Source organism: Streptomyces sp. NPDC054834, assembly GCF_053611185.1.
The window spans coordinates 26,027-47,072 of sequence record NZ_JBSGZV010000048.1 but is presented as its reverse complement, the minus strand read 5'-3'; the positions used below and the strand labels follow the sequence as shown (position 1 = coordinate 47,072).

General features: G+C 71.0%; 20 protein-coding genes. 8 read left to right on the top strand and 12 right to left on the bottom strand.

Features of this window, described 5'->3' with window-relative positions; all coding sequences use genetic code 11:
* Positions 1-85: 85 nt before the first annotated feature.
* Positions 86-1,030, bottom strand: coding sequence for a hypothetical protein (locus tag ACWGJM_RS40150; RefSeq protein WP_453416699.1), 945 nt, complete (start codon positions 1,028-1,030; stop codon positions 86-88).
* Between the two features lie 80 nt (positions 1,031-1,110).
* Between ACWGJM_RS40150 and ACWGJM_RS40145 the strand changes: the two genes are divergently transcribed.
* The gene (locus ACWGJM_RS40145) at positions 1,111-1,305 is read left to right on the top strand and encodes a DUF3046 domain-containing protein (protein WP_453416698.1); all 195 of its coding nucleotides are present in this window, start codon (positions 1,111-1,113) and stop codon (positions 1,303-1,305) included.
* Positions 1,306-1,365: 60 nt separating this feature from the next.
* Positions 1,366-2,625, top strand: coding sequence for an AI-2E family transporter (locus tag ACWGJM_RS40140; protein WP_453416697.1), 1,260 nt, complete (start codon positions 1,366-1,368; stop codon positions 2,623-2,625).
* A 104-nt stretch (positions 2,626-2,729) separates the two neighbouring features.
* On the opposite strand, the gene ACWGJM_RS40135 is transcribed toward ACWGJM_RS40140, so the two are convergent.
* Positions 2,730-3,473 carry a hypothetical protein gene (locus ACWGJM_RS40135; RefSeq protein WP_453416696.1) on the bottom strand — a complete coding sequence of 248 codons (744 nt, stop codon included), beginning with the start codon at positions 3,471-3,473 and terminating at the stop codon, positions 2,730-2,732.
* 311 nt (positions 3,474-3,784) lie between these two features.
* Here ACWGJM_RS40135 and recA point away from each other — a divergent pair, with 311 nt between their 5' ends.
* The 3 genes from recA to ACWGJM_RS40120 all read left to right on the top strand — a co-directional run bounded on the left by recA (position 3,785) and on the right by ACWGJM_RS40120 (position 8,396).
* Positions 3,785-4,912, top strand: coding sequence for a recombinase RecA (gene recA, locus ACWGJM_RS40130; protein ID WP_453416695.1), 1,128 nt, complete (start codon positions 3,785-3,787; stop codon positions 4,910-4,912).
* Between the two features lie 3 nt (positions 4,913-4,915).
* Positions 4,916-5,689, top strand: a complete 774-nt coding sequence (gene recX, locus ACWGJM_RS40125) for a recombination regulator RecX (RefSeq protein ID WP_453416694.1) — start codon at positions 4,916-4,918, stop codon at positions 5,687-5,689.
* Positions 5,690-5,867: 178 nt separating this feature from the next.
* Positions 5,868-8,396 carry an FtsX-like permease family protein gene (locus ACWGJM_RS40120; RefSeq protein WP_453416693.1) on the top strand — a complete coding sequence of 843 codons (2,529 nt, stop codon included), beginning with the start codon at positions 5,868-5,870 and terminating at the stop codon, positions 8,394-8,396.
* A gap of 12 nt (positions 8,397-8,408) precedes the next feature.
* Here ACWGJM_RS40120 and ACWGJM_RS40115 read toward each other — a convergent pair whose 3' ends face one another.
* The 8 genes from ACWGJM_RS40115 to ACWGJM_RS40080 all read right to left on the bottom strand — a co-directional run bounded on the left by ACWGJM_RS40115 (position 8,409) and on the right by ACWGJM_RS40080 (position 15,045).
* Positions 8,409-8,819 (bottom strand): rhodanese-like domain-containing protein, encoded by a 411-nt coding sequence (locus ACWGJM_RS40115; RefSeq protein ID WP_453416692.1) that lies wholly within the window; start codon positions 8,817-8,819, stop codon positions 8,409-8,411.
* Positions 8,816-9,343 (bottom strand): cysteine dioxygenase, encoded by a 528-nt coding sequence (locus ACWGJM_RS40110; protein ID WP_453416691.1) that lies wholly within the window; start codon positions 9,341-9,343, stop codon positions 8,816-8,818. The genes ACWGJM_RS40115 and ACWGJM_RS40110 overlap by 4 nt, the downstream gene beginning before the upstream one ends.
* Before the next feature lie 72 nt (positions 9,344-9,415).
* Positions 9,416-9,463 (bottom strand): hypothetical protein, encoded by a 48-nt coding sequence (locus ACWGJM_RS40105; protein ID WP_309506048.1) that lies wholly within the window; start codon positions 9,461-9,463, stop codon positions 9,416-9,418.
* Positions 9,464-9,581: 118 nt separating this feature from the next.
* The gene (locus ACWGJM_RS40100; protein WP_453416690.1) at positions 9,582-11,273 is read right to left on the bottom strand and encodes an FAD-dependent monooxygenase; all 1,692 of its coding nucleotides are present in this window, start codon (positions 11,271-11,273) and stop codon (positions 9,582-9,584) included.
* Positions 11,274-11,689: 416 nt separating this feature from the next.
* A complete protein-coding gene (locus ACWGJM_RS40095; protein WP_453416689.1) occupies positions 11,690-12,607 on the bottom strand; it encodes an amino acid ABC transporter permease in 918 nt (305 codons plus the stop codon).
* The gene (locus ACWGJM_RS40090; RefSeq protein WP_453416688.1) at positions 12,604-13,272 is read right to left on the bottom strand and encodes an amino acid ABC transporter permease; all 669 of its coding nucleotides are present in this window, start codon (positions 13,270-13,272) and stop codon (positions 12,604-12,606) included. The genes ACWGJM_RS40095 and ACWGJM_RS40090 overlap by 4 nt, the downstream gene beginning before the upstream one ends.
* Positions 13,273-13,344: 72 nt before the next feature.
* The gene (locus ACWGJM_RS40085; protein ID WP_453416687.1) at positions 13,345-14,190 is read right to left on the bottom strand and encodes a glutamate ABC transporter substrate-binding protein; all 846 of its coding nucleotides are present in this window, start codon (positions 14,188-14,190) and stop codon (positions 13,345-13,347) included.
* Between the two features lie 78 nt (positions 14,191-14,268).
* Positions 14,269-15,045 carry an amino acid ABC transporter ATP-binding protein gene (locus ACWGJM_RS40080; RefSeq protein ID WP_390735310.1) on the bottom strand — a complete coding sequence of 259 codons (777 nt, stop codon included), beginning with the start codon at positions 15,043-15,045 and terminating at the stop codon, positions 14,269-14,271.
* A 296-nt stretch (positions 15,046-15,341) separates the two neighbouring features.
* Between ACWGJM_RS40080 and ACWGJM_RS40075 the strand changes: the two genes are divergently transcribed.
* Together ACWGJM_RS40075 and ACWGJM_RS40070 are read left to right on the top strand one after the other, a co-directional pair.
* The gene (locus tag ACWGJM_RS40075; protein ID WP_453416686.1) at positions 15,342-16,028 is read left to right on the top strand and encodes a response regulator transcription factor; all 687 of its coding nucleotides are present in this window, start codon (positions 15,342-15,344) and stop codon (positions 16,026-16,028) included.
* Between the two features lie 9 nt (positions 16,029-16,037).
* On the top strand, positions 16,038-17,450 hold the full coding sequence (locus tag ACWGJM_RS40070; protein WP_453416685.1) for an ATP-binding protein: 1,413 nt from the start codon (positions 16,038-16,040) through the stop codon (positions 17,448-17,450).
* A gap of 13 nt (positions 17,451-17,463) precedes the next feature.
* On the opposite strand, the gene ACWGJM_RS40065 is transcribed toward ACWGJM_RS40070, so the two are convergent.
* Complete coding sequence (locus tag ACWGJM_RS40065) at positions 17,464-18,462, bottom strand: TAXI family TRAP transporter solute-binding subunit (protein ID WP_453416684.1); 999 nt, start codon at positions 18,460-18,462, stop codon at positions 17,464-17,466.
* An 86-nt stretch (positions 18,463-18,548) separates the two neighbouring features.
* Here ACWGJM_RS40065 and ACWGJM_RS40060 point away from each other — a divergent pair, with 86 nt between their 5' ends.
* Positions 18,549-18,953, top strand: coding sequence for a pyrophosphohydrolase domain-containing protein (locus ACWGJM_RS40060; protein ID WP_453416683.1), 405 nt, complete (start codon positions 18,549-18,551; stop codon positions 18,951-18,953).
* Positions 18,954-18,984: 31 nt separating this feature from the next.
* Here ACWGJM_RS40060 and ACWGJM_RS40055 read toward each other — a convergent pair whose 3' ends face one another.
* Positions 18,985-21,009 carry a protein kinase domain-containing protein gene (locus tag ACWGJM_RS40055; RefSeq protein WP_453416682.1) on the bottom strand — a complete coding sequence of 675 codons (2,025 nt, stop codon included), beginning with the start codon at positions 21,007-21,009 and terminating at the stop codon, positions 18,985-18,987.
* Between the last annotated feature and the right edge of the window lie 37 nt (positions 21,010-21,046).

Sequence of the window (21,046 nt, the reverse complement as noted above, 5' to 3'; positions counted from 1 at the left end):
CATCCTGCACCCCGGCTCTGACAATCGCCCTGACCTGGGAAAACGCGTTCCGTCGAGTGGCCGTGGCGGGTGAGGGGGATACCGATCAGCCGACGAATCGCCCGTACGCCCTGAGCGTGCTCAGGGCCTGGATCGTCACCATGGGGCGGGCCTCCAGGGCGGTGCCGGGCGCCCACTGGCGCCACCGCACGGGCCAGCCGCCGTCCACCTGCTGGTCCGCGGCGAGGAAGTCCAGGGAGCGGGCCATCTCGTCGTCGGTGAACCAAAGGCGTGCGAGGGACTGCGGGGTCCTGGCGAAGTCGTGCGGGAAGTGGTGCTCGCCCGGGGCGTAGCCGGGAGCGACCGGGTACTCACCGAGGTGGTCCGGGTCGAGCGCGGCGAGCCGGTGCTCGCGCACCAGACGGCCGAGGCGGTCGGCGGCCGCCTCCGCGCGCGGGCGGTCGGGTGCCGAGTCGAGGAAGGCCACGGCGGCCTCGATCTCGTAGGGGTGGGACTTCTCCAGGGACTCCACGGCCCGCCAGCAGAAGTCGGTGGCCCGGAACAGCCAGGCGTGCCACACGCCATTGCGGTGCAGCAGGCCCACCACCGGACCGGTGGCGAGGAGTTCGCTGGGCGGGTCGTCGACGATCGGGATGAAGGGCGCCGCCGGATAGCCGCGCTGGCCGGGATGGACGGCGGGCAGCGCGCCGTCCGCGGTGGAGACGGAGGTCAGATAACGGCACACGCGCTCCACCCGCTGCCCGCCGCACCGCCCGACGGCGTCCAGCACGCGCAGCGCGTGGCCGGTGTGCAGCGGCTGGCTGACCGGGCCGCGCAGATCGGGTTCCAGCGCGTGGCCGTACCCGTCGTCGTCGTTGCGGTAGGCGTCCAGCGCCGTCTCCACCGGATCGGCGGCGCCGTTCAGGAAGTGGTACGCGAAGAGGCGCTGCTCCAGTACGCGCGCGGTGAGCCAGACGAAATGCTCGGCACGGAAGAGCGGGGAGTGCGCCGAGGGGGCAGTGGGGAGTTGGGAAGCTCCTGTTTCGGGCATGCGTCAGACCGTAGGACGGAAAGCGGTCTCGGCATGCGGTCCTGGACGGGGCCCACCCCCAGGGGCGGGATACTGAAGGCATGCGGTTGACGGTCTTCTGGCAGCGGATGGCGGATCACTTCGGTGCGGGGTACGCCGACACCTTCGCGCGCGACCACGTGATGTCGGAGCTCGGCGGACGCACGGTGCACCAGGCGCTCGACGAGGGCTGGGCGGCCAAGGAGGTGTGGCGCGTGGTCTGCGCCGTCATGAACGTTCCGGGGGAGAAGCGCTGATCCGTCACGGAGATCGCAGGGGTGTGCCGGGTTGTCGGTGGCGTGGGCGAGACTTGCACCGTGGCACCCACTGACGACACAGGGCAGACCGCCCAGCAGGCATCCCCTTCCGGTACGACGCCGTCCCCCCGGCCCCCGGTCGACGGCGCCACCGCGCCGGTCGCCCGCATGCCGCGCTGGCTGCCGCGCGCCATGGTGCTCGCGCTCGGCCTCGTCGCCGCCTTCCAGCTGGGCAGCTGGGCCTTCCACCAGCTCACGGGCCTGCTGATCAACATACTCATCGCGTTCTTCCTGGCCCTCGCCATAGAACCTGCGGTGAGCCGGATGGCCGCCCGCGGCATGCGCCGCGGGTTCGCCACCTTCCTGGTCTTCCTCGGCCTGATGATCGCGACCGCGGGGTTCGTCACGCTGCTCGGGTCGATGCTCGCGGGCCAGATCATCAAGATGGTCGAGGGATTCCCGCAGTACCTCGACTCGGTCATCCACTGGGTCAACCAGACCTTCCACACCGAGCTCAGACGGGTCGACGTCCAGGAGGGCCTGCTCCACTCCGACTGGCTGCGCAAGTACGCGCAGAACAGCGCCGCCGGTGTGCTCGACGTATCCGCCCAGGTACTCGGCGGCTTGTTCCAGCTGCTGACGGTCACGTTGTTCTCGTTCTACTTCGCCGCCGACGGGCCGCGACTGCGCCGGACGATCTGCTCCGTCCTGCCGCCCGCCCGCCAGGCCGAGGTGCTGCGCGCCTGGGAGATAGCCGTCGACAAGACCGGCGGCTACCTGTACTCGCGCGGCCTGATGGCGCTCATATCGGGGATCGCGCACTACATCCTGCTCCAGGCCCTGGGCGTGCCGTACGCGCCCGTGCTGGGCGTCTGGGTGGGGCTGGTCTCCCAGTTCATCCCCACCATCGGCACCTATCTCGCGGGCGCGCTGCCCATGCTGATCGCGTTCACCGTCAACCCCTGGTACGCGGTGTGGGTGCTGGTGTTCGTCGTGATCTACCAGCAGTTCGAGAACTACATGCTTCAGCCCAAACTGACCTCCAAGACCGTCGACATCCACCCGGCGGTCGCCTTCGGCTCGGTCATCGCGGGCACCGCCCTCCTCGGCGCCGTCGGTGCGCTGATCGCCATCCCTGCGGTCGCCACGCTCCAGGCGTTCCTGGGTGCGTACGTCAAGCGGTACGCCGTCACGGACGATCCCCGGGTCCACGGGCACCGCGGAGGACGGGGTTCGGGCGGGCCGGGCCTGCTCACGCGCGCGCGGCGGCTGTGGACGCGGCCGCCGGAGACGCGGGCCTCCGAGGAGGGCGGCTCCTGAGCGCGTCCCTCGTCCGTGAGGACCTCAGTACATATGGATCTCGATACACATGGATCTCAATGCATGAGGACCTCAGTACGTGAGGACCTCAGTACGTGAGGACCTCAGTACGTGAGGACCGCCCACACCCCGGCCCCGGCGACGGCGGCCGCGTAGCAGCCGACCGCCGCACTCACGGCCCGCCGCCGCGCCCGCTCGCTCCAGGAGGTCCGGGACAGCAGCCAGGCCAGCGCCGGCAGCACCAGGACGGCGTGCAGGCTCACCCCGTGCAGCGGCTTGAGCGGGGCCGTCGAGTGGTAGGCCGCCTCCTGATGGCCGGTCCGGGTGAGCATCACACCGCGCGCGATCATGGCGGCGCCCGAGGCCAGTGCCACGAGCAGGATCGCGAACCCTGACCGCACCGCGAACGGCATGCCGGCGGGGCCCGTCGGCCGGTGCCGGAAGGACACCACGGCGAAGACGGTGAGCAGCGCCACGAGGACACCGCCGCCGACCGCGAGGCTCATGGACACCGCCGTGTCGAAGGGGGTCTCCATGTTGAGGTGCGAGGGCACCCGGCGCCAGGCCTGGAGTGTGATGCCGCCGACCTCCACCACGCAGTCGGCGGCGAACACGACGAGCAGGGCGTTACGCAGCCGCCGGCCGATGCGCAGGTACGACGTGACCCAGGTGACCGCGATCAGCGTCACACCGAAGGAGAACCCGAAGGTGACGGGCTTGCGCCAGGAGACAGGCCCCTCCCAAGGGCCGCCGTCGGCCGCGAACACCAGCAGGTGCGCGAGGCCGGAGAGGACGAGGAGTACACCGGTCGCGTGGCAGAGGCGCTCGGCGGGGCGCGGATTCTTCATGGGCCAAGGCTCCTGGGAACGCCCTCGCGCGGTCGTCGTCCGGCCGAAGGCACCCTTCGTACGCCCCGGGGAGTAGCGGGGCGCCCGGCCGCGAGATGCGTCGTGGCGTGTGGTGGTGCGCTTGACACAAAAATCGAACATATATTCTTATGGAGGTTCAGGCGAGGCTCCAGGTGGGGATTTCGACACGGTTTGAGTGGAGAAGTACCCGAGTTATCCACAGGCTGGGCCTGCGTCGGGGCGCATTGTCAGTGGCAGGCGTTAGCGTCTTTGACGTGAAGCGATCGACTCAAGCAAACCGGGTGGAACCCATGGCAGGAACCGACCGCGAGAAGGCGCTCGACGCCGCGCTCGCACAGATTGAACGGCAATTCGGCAAGGGCGCGGTCATGCGCATGGGCGAGCGGCCGAACGAGCCCATCGAGGTCATCCCCACCGGGTCGACCGCACTCGACGTCGCCCTCGGCGTCGGCGGCCTGCCGCGCGGCCGCGTGGTGGAGGTGTACGGCCCGGAGTCGTCCGGTAAGACCACCCTGACCCTGCACGCGGTGGCGAACGCGCAGAAGGCCGGCGGCCAGGTCGCCTTCGTGGACGCGGAGCACGCCCTCGACCCCGAGTACGCGCGCAAGCTCGGCGTGGACATCGACAACCTGATCCTCTCCCAGCCGGACAACGGCGAGCAGGCCCTGGAGATCGTGGACATGCTGGTCCGCTCCGGTGCCCTCGACCTCATCGTCATCGACTCCGTCGCCGCGCTCGTCCCGCGCGCGGAGATCGAGGGTGAGATGGGCGACAGTCACGTCGGTCTTCAGGCCCGTCTGATGAGCCAGGCCCTGCGGAAGATCACCAGCGCGCTCAACCAGTCCAAGACCACGGCGATCTTCATCAACCAGCTCCGCGAGAAGATCGGCGTGATGTTCGGCTCCCCGGAGACCACGACCGGTGGCCGGGCACTGAAGTTCTACGCCTCTGTGCGCATCGACATCCGACGCATCGAGACCCTGAAGGACGGCACGGAGGCGGTCGGCAACCGCACCCGCTGCAAGGTCGTCAAGAACAAGGTCGCACCGCCCTTCAAGCAGGCCGAGTTCGACATCCTCTACGGCCAGGGCATCAGCCGCGAGGGCGGCCTGATCGACATGGGCGTCGAGCACGGCTTCGTCCGCAAAGCCGGTGCCTGGTACACCTACGAGGGCGACCAGCTCGGCCAGGGCAAGGAGAACGCGCGCAACTTCCTGAAGGACAACCCCGACCTGGCCAACGAGATCGAGAAGAAGATCAAGGAGAAGCTGGGCGTGGGCGTGCGGCCGGAGGAGCCCGCCGCCGAGCCGGGCGCGGGCGCGGCCGCCGGTGCCGCCACGGAGGACGCCGCCAAGGCGGTGCCCGCCCCGGCGGCCGCCAAGGCCACCAAGCCCAAGGCCGCCGCTGCCAAGAGCTGACCCGTGACACGACGAACCGACTGGGCCGAGTACGAGCACGCCTCCCCCGGTGCCCCACGGGGGAGGGGCACCGGGGGCGACACGGGCTCCGCCCCGGACGGTGACGGCGGGTACGGGGACGACGGGTACGGGGACGACCGGGCCCACGACGGCTCCCGTGGCGCCGGGCCCCGTGGCGGGCGCGGGCGCCGTCGGCGCGGGTTCGGGGAGCGGTCCGCGCCCAGGGAAGACGAAGGCGCCCCTTCCTCGTCGAGGGCCGAGCGGGGGGAGTCTTCAGGGGACCCGGCTGAGCGGGCGCGGGCGATCTGCCTGAGCCTGCTCACCGGGACCCCGCGCACGCGCAAGCAGCTCGCGGACGCCCTGCGCAAGCGGGAGATCCCCGAGGACGTGGCGGAGGAGGTGCTGTCGCGGTTCGAGGAGGTCGGGCTGATCGACGACGGGGCGTTCGCGGACGCCTGGGTGGAGTCCCGGCACCACGGCCGGGGGCTGGCCCGGCGTGCGCTCGCCCGGGAGCTGAGGACCAAGGGCGTCGACTCGGCGCTGATCGACGACGCGGTCGCCCAGCTCGACTCCGACCAGGAGGAGGCGACGGCCCGCGAGCTCGTCGCCCGCAAGCTGCGGGCCACCCGTGGCCTCGACCGCGACAAGCGCATCCGACGCCTCGCCGGCATGCTCGCCCGCAAGGGCTACCCCGAGGGAATGGCCCTCCGGGTCGTCCGGCAGGCGCTGGAGGAGGAGGGCGAGGACACGGAGTTCCTCGAGGACGAGGGCTACTGACCGGCGTTCGGCGGGCGGGTGCCGGACACCCGCCGGCACCTCCTAGCGCAGCGCGGGCCGTCGCTGATCCCGTCGACGACACCCCCGGTTCCCCGACGACAGGGGTGGGGTTAACCCCCTACGAAGACGCCGGAGCACCGCAGTGTGCGGACACCGGTGCGTCGACGACCGTGTACGCATGATGCTGCGCTACGCCGTACAGACCGTCCGTGCCCGCAAGGCGGGCTTCCTCGGGGCCTTCCTCGCCCTCATGTGCGCGGCCGCTCTCATCACCGCCTGCGGCACCCTGCTCGAGACCGGCCTGCGTGGCACGATCCGCACCGAGCGCTACGCGGCGGCCCCCGTCGTGGTCTCCGCCGACCAGAACGTGCACCGGACCATCGTCAAGCACAAGAAGGGCAAGACGAAGGTCAAGCACAAGGCGAAGCCCATCGCCGAGCGCGCCTGGCTGCCGGTGAACCTCGAGCACACCCTCGCCCGCACCCCCGGAGTGGCCCGCGTCGTCCCCGAACTCACCTTCCTCGCCCAGCCGTTGACCCCGGTCGGCACGGGCGGCCGTACCGCCTACGGGCACGCCTGGGACTCCGCAGCGCTGACGCCGTACCGGCTGACCGCGGGCACCGCACCCAAGACCGCCACCGACCTCGTCATCGACCGCTACCTCGCCGCACGCGCCCGTCTCGAGCCCGGCGACCACCTCACCGTCCAGTCGACCCGGGCCCCGCGCAGCTACCGGATCACCGGCATCGCCGCCCCGGCCGCGGACGTGAGCCACCAGACGTCCCTGTTCTTCTCCACCGGCGAGGCCCGCCGCCTGGCCGCGCACCCGGGACAGGTCACCGCGTTCGGCGTGATCCCCGCTCAGGGCACCGACGCCGGCCGGCTCAAGCAGGCTGTGGCCGAAGCGCTGCACGGCACCACCGCTCAGGTCAGCGCCGGTGACGCCCGCGGCCCCGTCGAGTTCCTGGACGCCGCCGCGGCCCGCGTCCGGCTGGTCAGCATGGGCGGCGCGATGGGCGGCACCTCACTGCTGGTGGCGGTCCTCGTGGTCGTCGGAACCTTCGCACTCGGCGTGCAGCAGCGCCACCGGGAGCTCGCCCTGCTCCGCGCCATAGCCGCCACGCCCGGTCAGATCCGCAAGCTGCTCGGCCGGGAGGCCCTGATCGTCGGCGCCGCCGCCGGCACGGTGGGCGCGCTGCTCGGACTGCCGCTCGGTGGCTGGCTGCACGCCAGGTTCGTCGCCAAGGGCGCCGTCCCCGCCACGCTCCAGCACACCACCGGCGTCTTTCCCCCGCTCGCCGCCCTCGCCGCGACCCTGTTCGGCGCATGGGCCGCCGCCCGGATCGCCTCCCGCCGGATCACCCGTATCCGTCCGGCCGAGGCGCTGGCCGAAGCAAGGACCGAACGCACCCGCCCCGCGTGGGGAAGGATCGTCGCGGGCCTGCTGCTCCTCTCCGGAGGCGTGGTCCTCGTCGTCGTGCTCACCGGTCTGCGCACCGAGCCCGCCTCGACGCCGGTGACCTTCCTGGCCGTCATCGTGCTGTCCACCTCCGTCGCCCTGCTCGGCCCACTGCTGGTGCGGGCGGCCACGCTGCTGCTGTCCGGTCCGCTGCGGCTCAGCGGCCCCGGCGGCCGTCTCGCCACCGCCAACCTGCGTGGCAACGCCGCCCGGATGGCCTCGGTCGTCACCCCTCTCACCCTGCTCATCGGCATGACCTGCACCGTCCTGTTCGTCCAGTCGACCCTCGGCGACGCCGCCCGTGCCCAGGCACGCGAGGGCGTCCGTGCCGACTGGGTGGTGGCGGCTCAGGGACCGGGCATCCCGGCCGAGGCCGCCCGTCTGCTGCGCACGGACGAGGACGCCGTCACCGAAGTCGTCCGCACGACTGTCCGCGTCGGCCTGGACAAATACCCCGCCCAGGGCGTCACCCCGGCGGGCCTCACCCGCACGTGGGACCCGGACGTCACCGCCGGCTCCCTCAGCCGGCTCACCGCGCGCACCGTCGCCGTCAGCCAACTGGCCGCGGACCAGCAGCATCTGAAGCCCGGCAGCACCCTGAAACTCACGCTCGGCGACGGCACACCCGCCACGCTCACCGTCGCCGCCGTCTACCGCCGGGGTCTCGGCTTCGGCGACCTGACCTTCGCGCACGACCTGGTCGCACACCACGTCGACAACCCGCTCGCCTCCTCCGTCCTCGTCGCCACGACCCGTACACAGACACAACTCGCGACTACACTCCGTGAGTTCCCGGGAATCCGAATTCTCTCCCCGGCCGCCGCGGACTCCCTCCAGGCGGAGCGGCAGCAGGCCGACGCCGAGGTCAACTTCCTGGCCATGGGACTGGTCCTCGCCTTCACCGCCATCGCCGTGGTCAACACGCTCGCCATGTCGGTGTCCGAGCGGGTCCGGGAGTTCGCCCTGCTCCGCCTCGCCGGGGCGACCCGCCGGCAGGTCCTCCGCATGCTGCGGACCGAGGCGTTGTCGGTGCTGCTCCTCGCCACCTCCCTCGGCAGTGGCATCGCCCTCGCCGTCCTGACCGCGTTCAGCGTCGGCATGACGGGCCGGGCCGTGCCCGCGGTCACGCCCCTGCTGTACGTCACGGTCGTCGCGACCGCCGCCCTCCTCGCCCTCGTGGCCACCGCCCTGCCGGGACGCGTGGCCCTCAGGGTGCCGGCGGTGACGGTGGCGACGGCGAGGGAGTAGCCCGCCAGGTCGTCACGCGGTGTCCGACGCCACCGGCAGCTCCGCCGCCTTCCACGCCTGGAACCCGCCGACCAGGTCGGTCGCCCGGTGCAGCCCCAGCTGGTGCAGGGAGGCGGCGGCCAGACTGGACGCGTAGCCCTCGTTGCAGATCACCACGATGTGCAGGTCGTGACCGGTTGCCTCGGGAACCCGGTGGCTGCCCCTGGGGTCGAGGCGCCACTCGAGTTCGTTGCGCTCGATGACCAGGGCGCCGGGAATGAGGCCGTCCCGGTCGCGCAGGGCGGCGTACCGGATGTCGACCAGCAGCGCGTCACCCGCCCGCGCCGCCTCGTACGCCTCCCGCGCCTCGATGCGCCGGTAGCCCGCGCGTACGCGCTCCAGCAATTCATCGATGCCGGGCGGCTGTCCTGTCGTGCTGCTCACTGCCAGTCCTCCGGGCGTTCGACCTGCTCCAGCCGGAGCACCTGCCTGGTGCGACTGTAACGGCGGATCTGGGGCAGCGGCGGGTAGTAGGCGTGCACGGAGATCGCGTGCCGCTCGGTGGACTCGTTGAGCACCTCGTGGACGTGGTGGCGGCCGAAGGAGCGGCCCTTGCCGGCCGGCAGCCGCCGCTCGCGGTCCACGCCGTCGCTGAGCTCCAGGGTCTTCCAGCCGTCGGTGGGCAGCCGGGCGGCGAGCGAGTTCTCCTTCAGCTCCCCGGCCGCGGTGAGGAACGCGCCGACCGAGTCGGCGTGGTCGTGCCAGCCGGTGCCGGTGCCCGGCGGCCAGCCGATCAGCCAGGCCTCGCTGCCGCCGGGACCCTCGAGCCGCACCCAGGTGCGGCCCTCCGGGTCGAGCGGGAGCGAGGCGATGAGTTCGGCGTCGGCGGCCGTACGCCGTACGAAGTCGAGGAGGTCCGCCTGCGTGGGTGCCGAAACGGCCGCGGACACGGGAGGAGAGACAGACACGTGCACCGTCCTGAAGAGCGTTCGCCGAAGGGGCGCCCAACGGGGCGCCCGGAGAGAAAAGGGGAAGCGAATTCAGCAGGACGGGCGACACACGCAGCCCGCATAGCGGACGAGGTCCATATGGACCCTCCGCCACAGGCGCACATCGGTGTCGGTCATGGTCCGGAGTACACCATTGGCGGCACCTACCGGTCAACTCACAGTCACTATGTGGACCACAGTGTGACTGTATGTGCGCTCAACGCGCGCCGGACCTCGCCCCTGCCTGCGTTTCCGCGCCGGCGTCCGCCTCCGCCTCCCCCTTCATCGCAGCCGGGCCGCCCACCGCTGCCTCCGCCGCCGTATACAGATCAGCCGGGCGGACCCCGCTCAGCGCGGTCACCAGGTGACCGTCGGGGCGCACGAGCAGCACGCTGTGCGCGGGCGCGCCCGGATAGCTCTCGGCGACCAGCAGCTCGGCGGGGTGCGGCAGCGCGGTCACCGCGCCCGCGAGACGGGGCATGACTCCGGCGGTCACCCAGTGCTTGCGGTCCCACACGCCCGTGCCCGGCGCGATCAGGACGACCAGCAGCGCGCCACGGCCGAGCCGGTCCCGCAGCCGTACGAAGGTGCCGTCCTCCGCCGTGACCCGTACGTCGCTCACCTGCGCGCCGGGCGGGGTGCCGACGGTGATCTCACCCTCGACGCGCGGAGGCGCGAGCGGCGAGCCGGCGTACGTCTCCGGCGCACCGAGCGGCCCACGCCCCAGATGACCGTCCGTGAACAGCACGTCGTGCCCCCGGGCAGTGCCGGGGACGTACGCGCGCAGCCCACCGCCGCCGCGCAGCACCGGCAGCGCCTGGTCGGCGGCGCGCAGCCTGGCGGCGATCACCGCGCGCCGCTCGGCCTGGTAGCTGTCGAGCAGCGGCTCGTGCGGGCCGTGGTGCCAGACGCGCGCCAGCTTCCAGGCGAGGTTGTCGGCGTCCCGGATCCCCTCGTCCAGCCCCTGGGTGCCCAGCGCACCGAGCAGATGGGCCGCGTCCCCGGCGAGGAGCACCCGGCCGACGCGCCACCGGCGGGCCAGCCGGTGGTGCACCGTGTGGACTCCGGTGTCGAGGAGTTCGTACGGCGGTGTGGTGCCGTCCGTCCACCCCGCGAGGGTCTCGCGGACGCGGGCCACCAGCAGCTCGGGCGTGACCAGGTCCTTGCCCGGCGGCAGCAGCCAGTCCAGACGCCACACTCCGTCCGGGAGGGGGCGGGCGGTCACCTCCCCGGCCGAGGGCCCGGACGTCCGCCACGGCGGCATCCGATGGAGCAACGCACGACCCGGCCACGGAAGTTCCACGCGCAGGGCGGCTACGGCGTGTCGCTCCACCGCCGTACGGCCCGGGAAGCGGATGTCCGTCAGTTTGCGCACGGTCGAGCGCGGGCCGTCGCAGCCGACCAGGTAACTGCCGCGCCACCAGGTGCCGCTGGGTCCCCGGGTGTGCGCGGCGACGCCGGAACGCTCCTGCTCGATCGCGTCCACGCGGCTGTCCACGGCGACCTTCACGAGCGGCTCGCGGGCAGCAGCGGCACGCAGCGCGCCGGTCAGCACGTGCTGGGCGAGGTGCAACGGGGCGGGGCCGGCACCGCCGTCGGCCCCCTCCTCGGTGTCCTCGGGGTTCTCGGCGCTCCCGGCCGGGAGGTCGAAGACGATCTCACGCATCACCTGCTTGCGCCGCAACGACCGCCATCCGGCCCAACGGACCCCCCGCTCACTGAGCGGGAAACCGGTCAGCCGTTCCATCAGCGCGGCGGTGTCCTCGCGCAGCACGACCGTGCGCGCGAGCCGTGGTTCGTCCTTGCCCGGTCCCTCGTCGAGGACGACGCACGGCACCTCCTGGCGGGCCAGCGCCAGCGCGAGCGTGAGCCCGACGGGCCCCGCTCCGACGATGATCACCGGGTCCACGGCGCGTCGCCCCCTGCCCGCAGCGGTGCCCTGACGGATGAGTGTGAACAAAAAGGTGGAGCAGGGTGCACGATCACAGAACGTATGCAACCCATTCGCGCTGATTGCGTCAAGCGACGGAGTGTGGTGGCGGTCGGGAAGATCAGGTCACTCTTTGGGTGGTCGCACCACGTGCGAGCCATGCCTCATGGGCGGCCTGAACGCGCGTGCGCCGTCTGAGCGCGCGTGAGGGCATCCTCGGCGGCGTCCCGCGCGGGGGCCCGAGGCCAGGACCTGGCGAATGCGGCGTGCCATGTTGTTCTCTCGATGGGACTCCGCATCCGGTTGCGCGCCGGGTATTACGCGGAAAAGGGGTGGCACTCATGCGTGCCACCCCGTGGAAGACCGGACTCGGCCCAAGGGCCGAGTCAAGGACGTCAGAGTGTGCCCACGCCGGGGCCTCCTGCACCGCCGGCGCCCGTCCCCGCGGTGCCCGCGATCGACGCGTCGTCCGGCGCCAGCACTGCTCCGCTCGTCCTCTTGGCGCGCCGCAGGCGGCCCTCCAGCCAGCTCGCGAAGCTCGTGAGCGAGAAGTTGAGCACGATGTAGATCACGGCGACGACGGTGAACGAGGCGATGGTGTTGGCACCGTAGTAGCCGCTCATCGTGTTGGCCGAGGCAAGCAGCTCAGGGAAGGTGAGGACCGCGCCGCCCAGAGCCGTGTCCTTCACGATCACCACGAGCTGGCTGACGATCGCAGGGAGCATCGCGGTGACCGCCTGAGGCAGCAGGATGAGCCGCATCACCTGGTTCTTGCGCAGACCGATCGCCATGGCGGCCTCGGACTGGCCCTTGGGCAGCGAGAGGATGCCGGCCCGGACGACCTCCGCGAGCACCGACGCGTTGTACAGCACGAGGCCCGTGACGACCGCATACAGTGGACGGTCGTCCGAACTGACGTCGGTGTAGTCGGCGTACAGGGCGTTCCCGAAGATCATCAGGATCAGCACGGGAATGGCCCGGAAGAACTCGACCACGACCGAGGCCGGTACGCGGATCCAGACGTGGTCCGAGAGCCGGGCTATGCCGAAGACGGCACCCAGCGGCAGCGCGATGACCATGGCCAGCGCCGCGGCCTTCAGTGTGTTCTGCAGACCGGGCCAGATGTACGTGGAATAGGCCTCGGTGCCGCTCAAGTACGGCTTCCACAGCACCCACTCCAGCTGCCCCTTGTCGTTGAGGGAACTGAAGACCCACCACAGGACGGCCGCGAAGGCGACCAGGAAGCCCGCCGTGTACAGGACGTTGCGCCGCTTGGCGCCGGGCCCCTGGGCGTCGTACAGAACCGAGGTCATCGCTTCACCGCCACCTTCTTGCCCACCCAGCCGAGGATCAGACCCGTCGGCAGTGTCAGGCAGCAGAAACCGAAGGCGATGACCGCGGAGATCGCCATCAGCTGGGCTTCTTTGTCGAGCATTTCCTTCATCACGTACGCCGCTTCCGCCACGCCGATCGCGGCAGCCACCGTCGTGTTCTTCGTCAGCGCGATCAGGACATTGGTCAGCGGGCCGACTGCGGCCCGGAAGGCCTGCGGAAGGACGACCAGTCCCAGCACCTGGGTGAAGCTCAGGCCGAGGGCCCGCGCCGCCTCCGCCTGCCCGACCGGGACAGTGTTGATGCCGGAGCGCAGCGCCTCGCACACGAAGGCCGAGGTGTAGACGATCAGGCCGAGCACCGCCAGCCGGAAGTTGACCGTCTTGAAGTCGCTTCCGCCGCCGAGGGTGACGTTCAGCGTCTGGAAGAGGCCGAGCGAGGCGAACAGAATGATCACCGTGAGCGGGATGTTCCGCACGATGTTCACGTAGGCGGTCCCGAAACCGCGCATCAGCGGCACCGGGCTGACCCGCATGGCGGCCAGCAAGGTGCCCCAGACCAAGGAGCCGACGGCGGACAGCAGAGCCAGCTGCACCGTCGTCCAGAAGGCTCCCAGCACGTCATAACTGTCAACAAAGTCGAACACGATCTCCCGCGCTTCCGCGTGTAGGGATGCCCCGGTGCGCCGCCGCCGGACGGCGCACCGGCGGGCACTGCCTCAGCTCTTGACGTCGCCGATCTTCGGGGCGGGCTCGTTCTTGTAGCCGGCCGGACCGAAGTTCTTGTCCACGGCCTTCTGCCACGAACCGTCGGAGACCATCGACTCCAGCGCCTTGTTGATCTTGGCCTTGAGGTCGCTGCCCTTCTTGACGCCGATGCCGTAGTTCTCGTTGGTCATCTTGAGGCCGCCGAGCTTGAACTTGCCCTTGAACTGCGACTGGGCGGCGTATCCGGCGAGGATCGAGTCGTCGGTGGTCAGCGCGTCGATGGCCTTGTTCTGCAGACCGGTGAGGCACGCGGAGTAGGTCGGGTACTCCTGGAGCTGCGCCTTGGGGGCGAGCTTGTCGTGGACGTTCTGCGCCGACGTGGAGCCGGTCACCGAACACAGCTTCTTCTTGTTCAGGTCCGAAGGCGACTTGATGCTGTTGTCGTCCGCGCGGACCAGCACGTCCTGGTGGGCGAGCAGGTACGGGCCGGCGAAGTCGACCAGCTTCTGGCGCTCCGGGGTGATCGAGTAGGAGGCGGCGATGAAGTCGACGTCACCGCGCTTGAGCATGGTCTCGCGGTCGGCGCTCTTCGACTCCTTCCACTCGATCTGGTCCGCGCTGTAGCCGAGCTTCTTGGCCACGTACGTCGCCACGTCGACGTCGAAGCCCGAGTAGCCCTGCGGGGTCTTCTGGCCGATACCGGGCTGGTCGTACTTGATGCCGATGGTGATCTTGTTGCCGCCACCGCTGCCGGAGGAACCGCCCTCCTTGTCCTTCTTGTTCTCGCCGCACGCCGTGGCGGCCACGGTGAGGGCGAGCACGACGGCCGAGGCGGCGGTGACCTTGCGGAGCTTCATGGTGAACATCCTTCGTGTGGTGAGGAGATGCGGGCCCTCGGCCCGGGTGACACAAAGCGTGGGACGCGACGGGCGCTGTCAGTGGTGCAGGATCTTCGACAGGAAGTCCTTGGCACGGTCACTGCGCGGATTGCTGAAGAACTGGTCGGGCGCAGCCTGTTCGACGATGCGGCCGTCCGCCATGAAGACCACTCGGTTTGCAGCCGATCGTGCGAAACCCATCTCATGGGTGACGACGACCATCGTCATGCCCTCCCGGGCGAGCTGCTGCATGACCTCGAGGACCTCGTTGATCATCTCGGGGTCGAGAGCCGAGGTCGGCTCGTCGAAGAGCATGACCTTCGGGCCCATCGCCAGCGCCCGGGCGATCGCCACGCGCTGCTGCTGGCCGCCGGAGAGCTGTGCGGGGTACTTGTCGGCCTGGGTGCCCACACCGACCCGGTCGAGCAGGGCGCGAGCCTTGTCCTCGGCCTGCTTCTTGTCGGTCTTGCGGACCTTGATCTGGCCCAGCATCACGTTCTCGAGCACGGTCTTGTGCGCGAAGAGGTTGAAGGACTGGAAGACCATCCCGACGTCCGCCCGCAACCGCGCCAGCTCCTTGCCCTCCTGGGGGAGGGGCTTGCCGTCGATCGCGATGGTGCCCGAGTCGATGGTCTCCAGCCGGTTGATGGTGCGGCACAGGGTGGACTTGCCGGACCCGGAGGGCCCGATGACCACGACGACCTCGCCGCGGGTGATCGTCAGATCGATGTCCTGGAGCACGTGCAACGCGCCGAAGTGCTTGTTGACGCTCTTCAGGACGACCAGTTCGCCGGTCGCGGCCACGTCTTCCTTGGCCACCGATACTTCGGTCATCGCTTTCAGGCTCCGTCCTCCTCGGTTTCGGAGGACAGTAGTGAGGCCGAATGACCTGCGTCATTACATCTGAGGGGAATCTGAGCATCACGATCCGATAGCAATCGGACACGTGTCGTAGCAGTTGTGACGGGTGTGCGTATCGGCCGGGTAACGGAAGTCGCGGGCAACCGGAACCCTCTTGACGCCGTCGTCGTCCATCAGCGTGACTGCCTTGGTGCACGTGCGCGTGCACGCGATTTTCTACGGATCTCTACAAACAGAGACTACGACCGTTCGAAGCGGAGGGGGCCGGGATGAGACTGCTGCTCGTCGAGGACGACAACCATGTCGCCGCCGCTCTGTCCGCGGTCCTCAAGCGGCACGGGTTCGACGTCACCCACGCGCGCAGCGGCGAGGAGGCCCTCCAGGCCCTCGTCCCGGAAGGCGCCGGCTTCAGCGTCGTCCTGCTCGACCTGGGCCTGCCGGACCAGGACGGTTACGAGGTCTGCGGCAAGATCCGCAAGCGCACCAGCATCCCGGTGATCATGGTCACCGCCCGCTCCGACGTCCGCTCCCGCATCCACGGCCTCAATCTCGGCGCCGACGACTACGTGGTGAAGCCGTACGACACCGGCGAACTGCTCGCCCGGATCCACGCCGTCAGCCGGCGCACCATCCACGAGGAAGCCGGACCGGGCGGCGAGAGCGCACTGCGGCTCGGGCCCGTGCACATCGAGCTGCCCACCCGTCAGGTCAGCGTGGACGGTTCGGTCGTCCAACTGACCCGCAAGGAGTTCGATCTCCTCGCCCTGCTCGCTCAGCGCCCCGGAGTGGTCTTCCGACGAGAACAGATCATCAGCGAGGTGTGGCAGACGAGCTGGGAGGGCACGGGGCGCACCCTGGAAGTGCACGTCGCCTCCCTGCGTGCCAAGTTGCGCATGCCCGCGCTGATCGAGACCGTACGCGGCGTCGGCTACCGCCTCGTCGCCCCGGCCGCCTAGCGGGGACGGGTGCGCACCAGGCTCCTCCCGCTGCTCATCGTCCTGATGGCGGCCGTACTGCTCGCCCTCGGCTTCCCGCTCGCCGTCAGTGTGGCGGCGGCCCAGCAGCAGGGCGTGGTCGTCGACCGGATCGACGACACGGCCCGCTTCGCGGCGCTCGCCCAGTTCGTCACCGACGGGCCCAGCGGATCCAGCCGCACGGGCGTCGACGAGCGCACCGAGACCCTGCGCCGCGAACTTGCCAACTACTACGGCGTCTACGGCATTCGCGCGGGCGTCTTCTACCGCAACGGGTCGGCGATGGCCAACGCGCCCGACGACTGGATCCTGCCCGACCAGGGCGTGATGCGGGACGCGTTCCAGGAGGCGCTGCTCAGCCGGCGCAGCCACGACCCGGAGCAGGTGTGGCCCTGGCAGCGCACGCGTCTCGTCGTCGCCTCGCCGGTGATCCGGGACGGTGACGTCGTGGCGGTGGTGGTCACCGACTCGCCCACAGGCGCGATGCGCTCGCGGATCCTGCACGGCTGGCTGCTCATCGGCGCGGGCGAGATCGCCGCGATGCTGCTGGCCGTCGGCGCCGCTCTGCGGCTGACCGGCTGGGTGCTCCTGCCCGTACGGGTCCTCGACGCCACCACCCACGACATCGCCACCGGACGCCTGAAGTCCCGGGTCGCGGTGGCCGGCGGTCCGCCGGAACTCAGGCGGCTGGCCCGGTCGTTCAACGAGATGGCGGACAACGTCGAGGCCGTGCTGGAGCAGCAGCGCGCCTTCGTCGCCGACGCCTCGCACCAGCTGCGCAACCCGCTCGCGGCGCTGCTGCTGCGTATCGAACTACTGGCCCTCGAACTGCCCGAGGACAACGAGGAGATCGCCTCGGTCCGGACCGAGGGCAAGCGCCTCGCGCAGGTCCTCGACGACCTGCTCGACCTGGCGCTGGCCGAGCACGCCGAGGCGGACATCCGGCTCACCGACATCGGCCAGCTGGCCGCCGAGAGAGTGGCCGCCTGGGCACCGGCCGCCGAAGTGAAGGCCGTCCGGCTGGTCGGCGACTGTCCGCCCGCCACCGGCTGGGCCGATCCGATCACGCTGTCCAGTGCGCTGGACGCGGTGATCGACAACGCGGTGAAGTTCAGCCCCGAGGGGGGCACGGTCGAGGTGACCGTCTCCTCCAACGGCGAGACCTCGACGGTCGTCGTCACGGACACCGGCCCCGGTCTCACCGACGAGGAACTCGCCCGGGTCGGCGACCGCTTCTGGCGCAGCGGCCGCCATCAGAACATCAAGGGCTCGGGCCTCGGCCTGTCCATCACCCGCGCCCTGCTCACGGCGTCCGGCGGCTCGATCGCGTACGCCCACCACGAGTCGCAGGGCCTGCGGGTGACGGTCACGGTGCCGAGGAACGGACCCGCGCACCGGGGCTGATCCGAAACCGCTACTAGGGCTTCACCGACCGGTAGTAGCGGCGCGCGCCCTCGTGCAGGGCGAGGGGGTCGGTGTAGATCGCCGTCCGCAGGTCGACGAGCTGGGCGGAGTGGACGTGGGCGCCTATGCCGTCACGGCTCTTGATCACGATGCGGGTGATCCATTCGGTGAGCCGGGGATCCATGTCCTTGCGGGTCATCAGCAGGTTGGACACCGCGATGGTCGCCACGGTGGAGCTCTGCCGCAGGGACGGATAGGCCGACTCGGGCATGTTGGTCGTCCGGTAGTAGCGGGCGACGTCCCCCTGGGCGTGCAGCCTGGAGACCACCTCGCCGTCGATCGGAATGAACCGGAAGGGGAACTTCTTGGCCAGCTCGACCAGACCGTTGGTGGGCAGCCCGCCCGACCAGAAGAACGCGTCGATCTTGTCGTGCCGCAGCCGGTCGGGTCCGGTGTCGATGCCGTCGGACTCCGGCGTGATGTCCTTGTCGGGGTCGATCCCCGCGGCCTTGAGGACCCGGTCGGCGATCAGCCGGACACCCGAGTTGGGCAGCCCGATCGCCACCCGCTTGTGCCGTAGGTCCGCCACGGTCGTGATGTCCGAGTCGAGCGGCACGATCAGCTGCACGTAGTCGTCGTAGAGCCGCGCCACACCGCGAAGTTGCCCGGCACCACTGCGGTGCTCCAGCTCGTACGTCTCCACCGCGTCGGCCGCCGCGATGGTGAAGTCGGCCTTCCCCGTGGCCACGCGCCGCACGTTCTGCTGTGAGCCGGCGCTCTCCAGCAGCTTCACCTTCAGACTCGGCATGTCCTTGCCGAACTCCTTGCGCAGCCGGTCGCCGTACTCCTGGTAGACGCCCCGGGACCCCCCGGTGCTGAAGGTGATCGTCCCGCTCGGCGGGGCCTCGCCCAGGGGCAGCAGCCACCACAGCAGCAGCCCGAAGACCACGAAGCCGGCGGCCGCGCCCTGGAGGGCCCGGCGCCTGCCGATACGGGGGAGCACCTTGGACATGCGCGCGATCCTGCCAGCCGCCCGCGGTCCTGACCAGCGCGGGGCGAGCGACGGGGACTGTCAGTGGCGGCCGTTAGAGTCGCCGTATGAGCTCATCGCCCGCCGATCTCGTCCGCGAGTTCCACCGCGCCTTCGGCCTCGACGCCCGCACCGTGCCGGCGGAGGTGGCCCCCGAGCTGGCCGCGCACCGCGGGGAACTGCTCGCCGAGGAGGCCGCGGAGGTCGCCGAGGTGTCGGTCACCGGCCCGCTCGACCGGCTCGCGCACGAACTGGCCGACGTGGTCTACGTGGCGTACGGCACGGCCCTGGTGCACGGGGTCGACCTCGACCAGGTGATCGCCGAGATCCACCGCGCCAACATGAGCAAGCTGGGCCCCGACGGGCAGATAGCCCGCCGCGCCGACGGCAAGGTCCTCAAGGGCGGGCACTACCGGGCGCCGGACGTGTCGGCCGTCCTGCGCCGCCAGGGGTGGGCCCCCGACGGCGCCTGACCGGACACGAGGCCGCGCACGGCCCGTGGCCTCAGGCCGCGTCGCGCCACACCTTCACGTCCAAGGTCGCGTACGTCGTCCCGGACGAGCCCCGATACGTCACCAGCCCGACGTGTCCCGTCCCGCTGATGACGCACATCTGCTGGCCGACGGCCAGGTCCTTGACCCAGATGTAGCTTTTGTAGCCGGTCGCGGCCTTGCACGCGTCGAGGCCGCCCTGCCGGCCCGCGGGCAGCAGCGCGAGGGAGCTGCCGGAGTCGGTGCCGGGGGCGAGGACCGCGCCCGAGGAGTAGACGGCGTACGTCAGATCCTCGTCGGAGGTCCCGGTGTCCGCCTTGGCCCGCACCGGGGTGTCCGCCAGGTACAGGTCGTGGCTCGCGGTCATCCGGATCCCGGAGTAAGCGGTCGCGACAGGGGCCTTCGGGGCCGCGGGCTTGCCGGTCGCGGCAGTCGGGGGAGCCGAGGTCGCGGTCCGCGTGGGCGTCGCGGGCCCCGAAGGGCTGGGCGGGGGAGCGGACTTGGTGGGCTTCGGCTTCTTCGAGGCCCGGGTGGACGGGGAGCCGGACACCGACGGCGACGCCTCGGTGGCCGACCGCGACGCGGCCGCCTCCTGCACCCGGCCGGCATCCTTGTCGTCCTCCCGCGGGACGAACAGCAGTGCGGCGGCCGCCCCACCGGCGATGAGCGCGACGGCCGCCGCCGACAGCATCCAGACCCGGGACCGGCGGCCCTTTCCGCCCGTGGGGCCGGAGGAGCTCTGCGGGGCGGTCTGCGCGGAGGCCGCCTCCCGCGACTGCGCCCAGGGAGACGAAGCGTACGGATTCGGTGCGGCTCCTGGCTGCGTCACGAAGGGCCCGGGCAGCACGGTAGGGGACGGCGGGGTGGGGGAGTAGGCCGCTGCGGGACCGTAACCGCCCGGATTGCCCGCAGGACCGTAACCGCCCGGGCTGCTCCCGGCACCGTAGCCGCCCGGGCTGCTCCCGGCACCGTAGCCGCCGGGACTGCTCGCGGGCCCGAAACCGCCGGACCCCGCAGGCCCGAATCCCCCCGAACTCGCGGGCCCGGCACCGGCGGAAGCCTGCGCGCCCTCAGCCCCTCCCGCCCCCGGCCCCGCGCCCGCCCGGCCCTGATCGGCGCCTTCCACCCGAGCCGCGATCCCCGCCGCCAGTTCGCCCGGCAGCCACGCCCCGGACGTGAGCCGCGCATCGTCACCGCTATCGGCCTGGATCGTCTGAACGGCGCGGATGATCTCCTCCACGGAAGGCCGCTCGGCGGCGGGCTTGCGCAGGCACCGCGCCACCAGATCACGTATCTCCTCCGGCACACGGCCGAGGTCGGGCTCCTCGTGCACCACCCGATAGAGCACCGCGTGCGGATCCCCGTCCCCGAAGGCGCCGGCGCCCGTCGCCGCGAACACGGCGGTCTGACCCAGGGCGAACACGTCGGCGGAGGCGGCGGCCACCCCGCCGAGCACCTGCTCCGGCGCCATGTAGGCGACCGTGCCGAAGGCGGTGCCGCTCTGCGTCACCGACGTGGCGTCCGCGGCGCGCGCGACACCGAAGTCGATGACACGCGGGCCGTCGGCGGCGAGCAGCACGTTGGACGGCTTGAGGTCACGGTGCACGATGCCCTCGCGGTGCACTGCCTGCAACGCCTCCGCGACACCGGCGATCAGCCGCAGCACCGTGCCGACGGGCAGCGGCCCGTGGTCACGGACCGCGTCGGCGAGGGACGGCCCCGGCACATAGGCGGTAGCGCACCACGGCACGGCTCCCTCCGTGTCGCTGTCCACGACCGGAGCCGTATAGAGCCCGTGCACCCGGCTCGCCGCCGCCACCTCGGCCTGGAACCGCTTGCGGAACTCGGCGTTCTCGGCCAGCTCCGGCCGGATCACCTTGACCGCGACCGCCCGCCCGCCCGGCGTGTGCGAGAGATACACCCGCCCCATCCCGCCGGAGCCGAGCCGCGCCACCAGCCGGTACCCGCCGACGACCCGCGGATCACCGTCCTCCAGCGGCTCGAAACTCCCCGCATCGGCCCCGCCCTCGCTCAACACGCCTCACTCCAGCCCGAGATCCGCTCAGTGGCCCTAT

Coding starts and splice junctions, on each gene's coding strand:
- ACWGJM_RS40120 (WP_453416693.1), top strand. CDS start 5,868: ATGATGCTGCGCTACGCCGTACAGACCGTCCGTGCCCGCAAGGCGGGC.
- ACWGJM_RS40065 (WP_453416684.1), bottom strand. CDS start 18,462: ATGTCCAAGGTGCTCCCCCGTATCGGCAGGCGCCGGGCCCTCCAGGGC.
- ACWGJM_RS40135 (WP_453416696.1), bottom strand. CDS start 3,473: ATGAAGAATCCGCGCCCCGCCGAGCGCCTCTGCCACGCGACCGGTGTA.
- ACWGJM_RS40060 (WP_453416683.1), top strand. CDS start 18,549: ATGAGCTCATCGCCCGCCGATCTCGTCCGCGAGTTCCACCGCGCCTTC.
- ACWGJM_RS40145 (WP_453416698.1), top strand. CDS start 1,111: ATGCGGTTGACGGTCTTCTGGCAGCGGATGGCGGATCACTTCGGTGCG.
- ACWGJM_RS40080 (WP_390735310.1), bottom strand. CDS start 15,045: ATGACCGAAGTATCGGTGGCCAAGGAAGACGTGGCCGCGACCGGCGAA.
- ACWGJM_RS40095 (WP_453416689.1), bottom strand. CDS start 12,607: ATGACCTCGGTTCTGTACGACGCCCAGGGGCCCGGCGCCAAGCGGCGC.
- recA (WP_453416695.1), top strand. CDS start 3,785: ATGGCAGGAACCGACCGCGAGAAGGCGCTCGACGCCGCGCTCGCACAG.
- ACWGJM_RS40150 (WP_453416699.1), bottom strand. CDS start 1,030: ATGCCCGAAACAGGAGCTTCCCAACTCCCCACTGCCCCCTCGGCGCAC.
- ACWGJM_RS40075 (WP_453416686.1), top strand. CDS start 15,342: ATGAGACTGCTGCTCGTCGAGGACGACAACCATGTCGCCGCCGCTCTG.
- ACWGJM_RS40085 (WP_453416687.1), bottom strand. CDS start 14,190: ATGAAGCTCCGCAAGGTCACCGCCGCCTCGGCCGTCGTGCTCGCCCTC.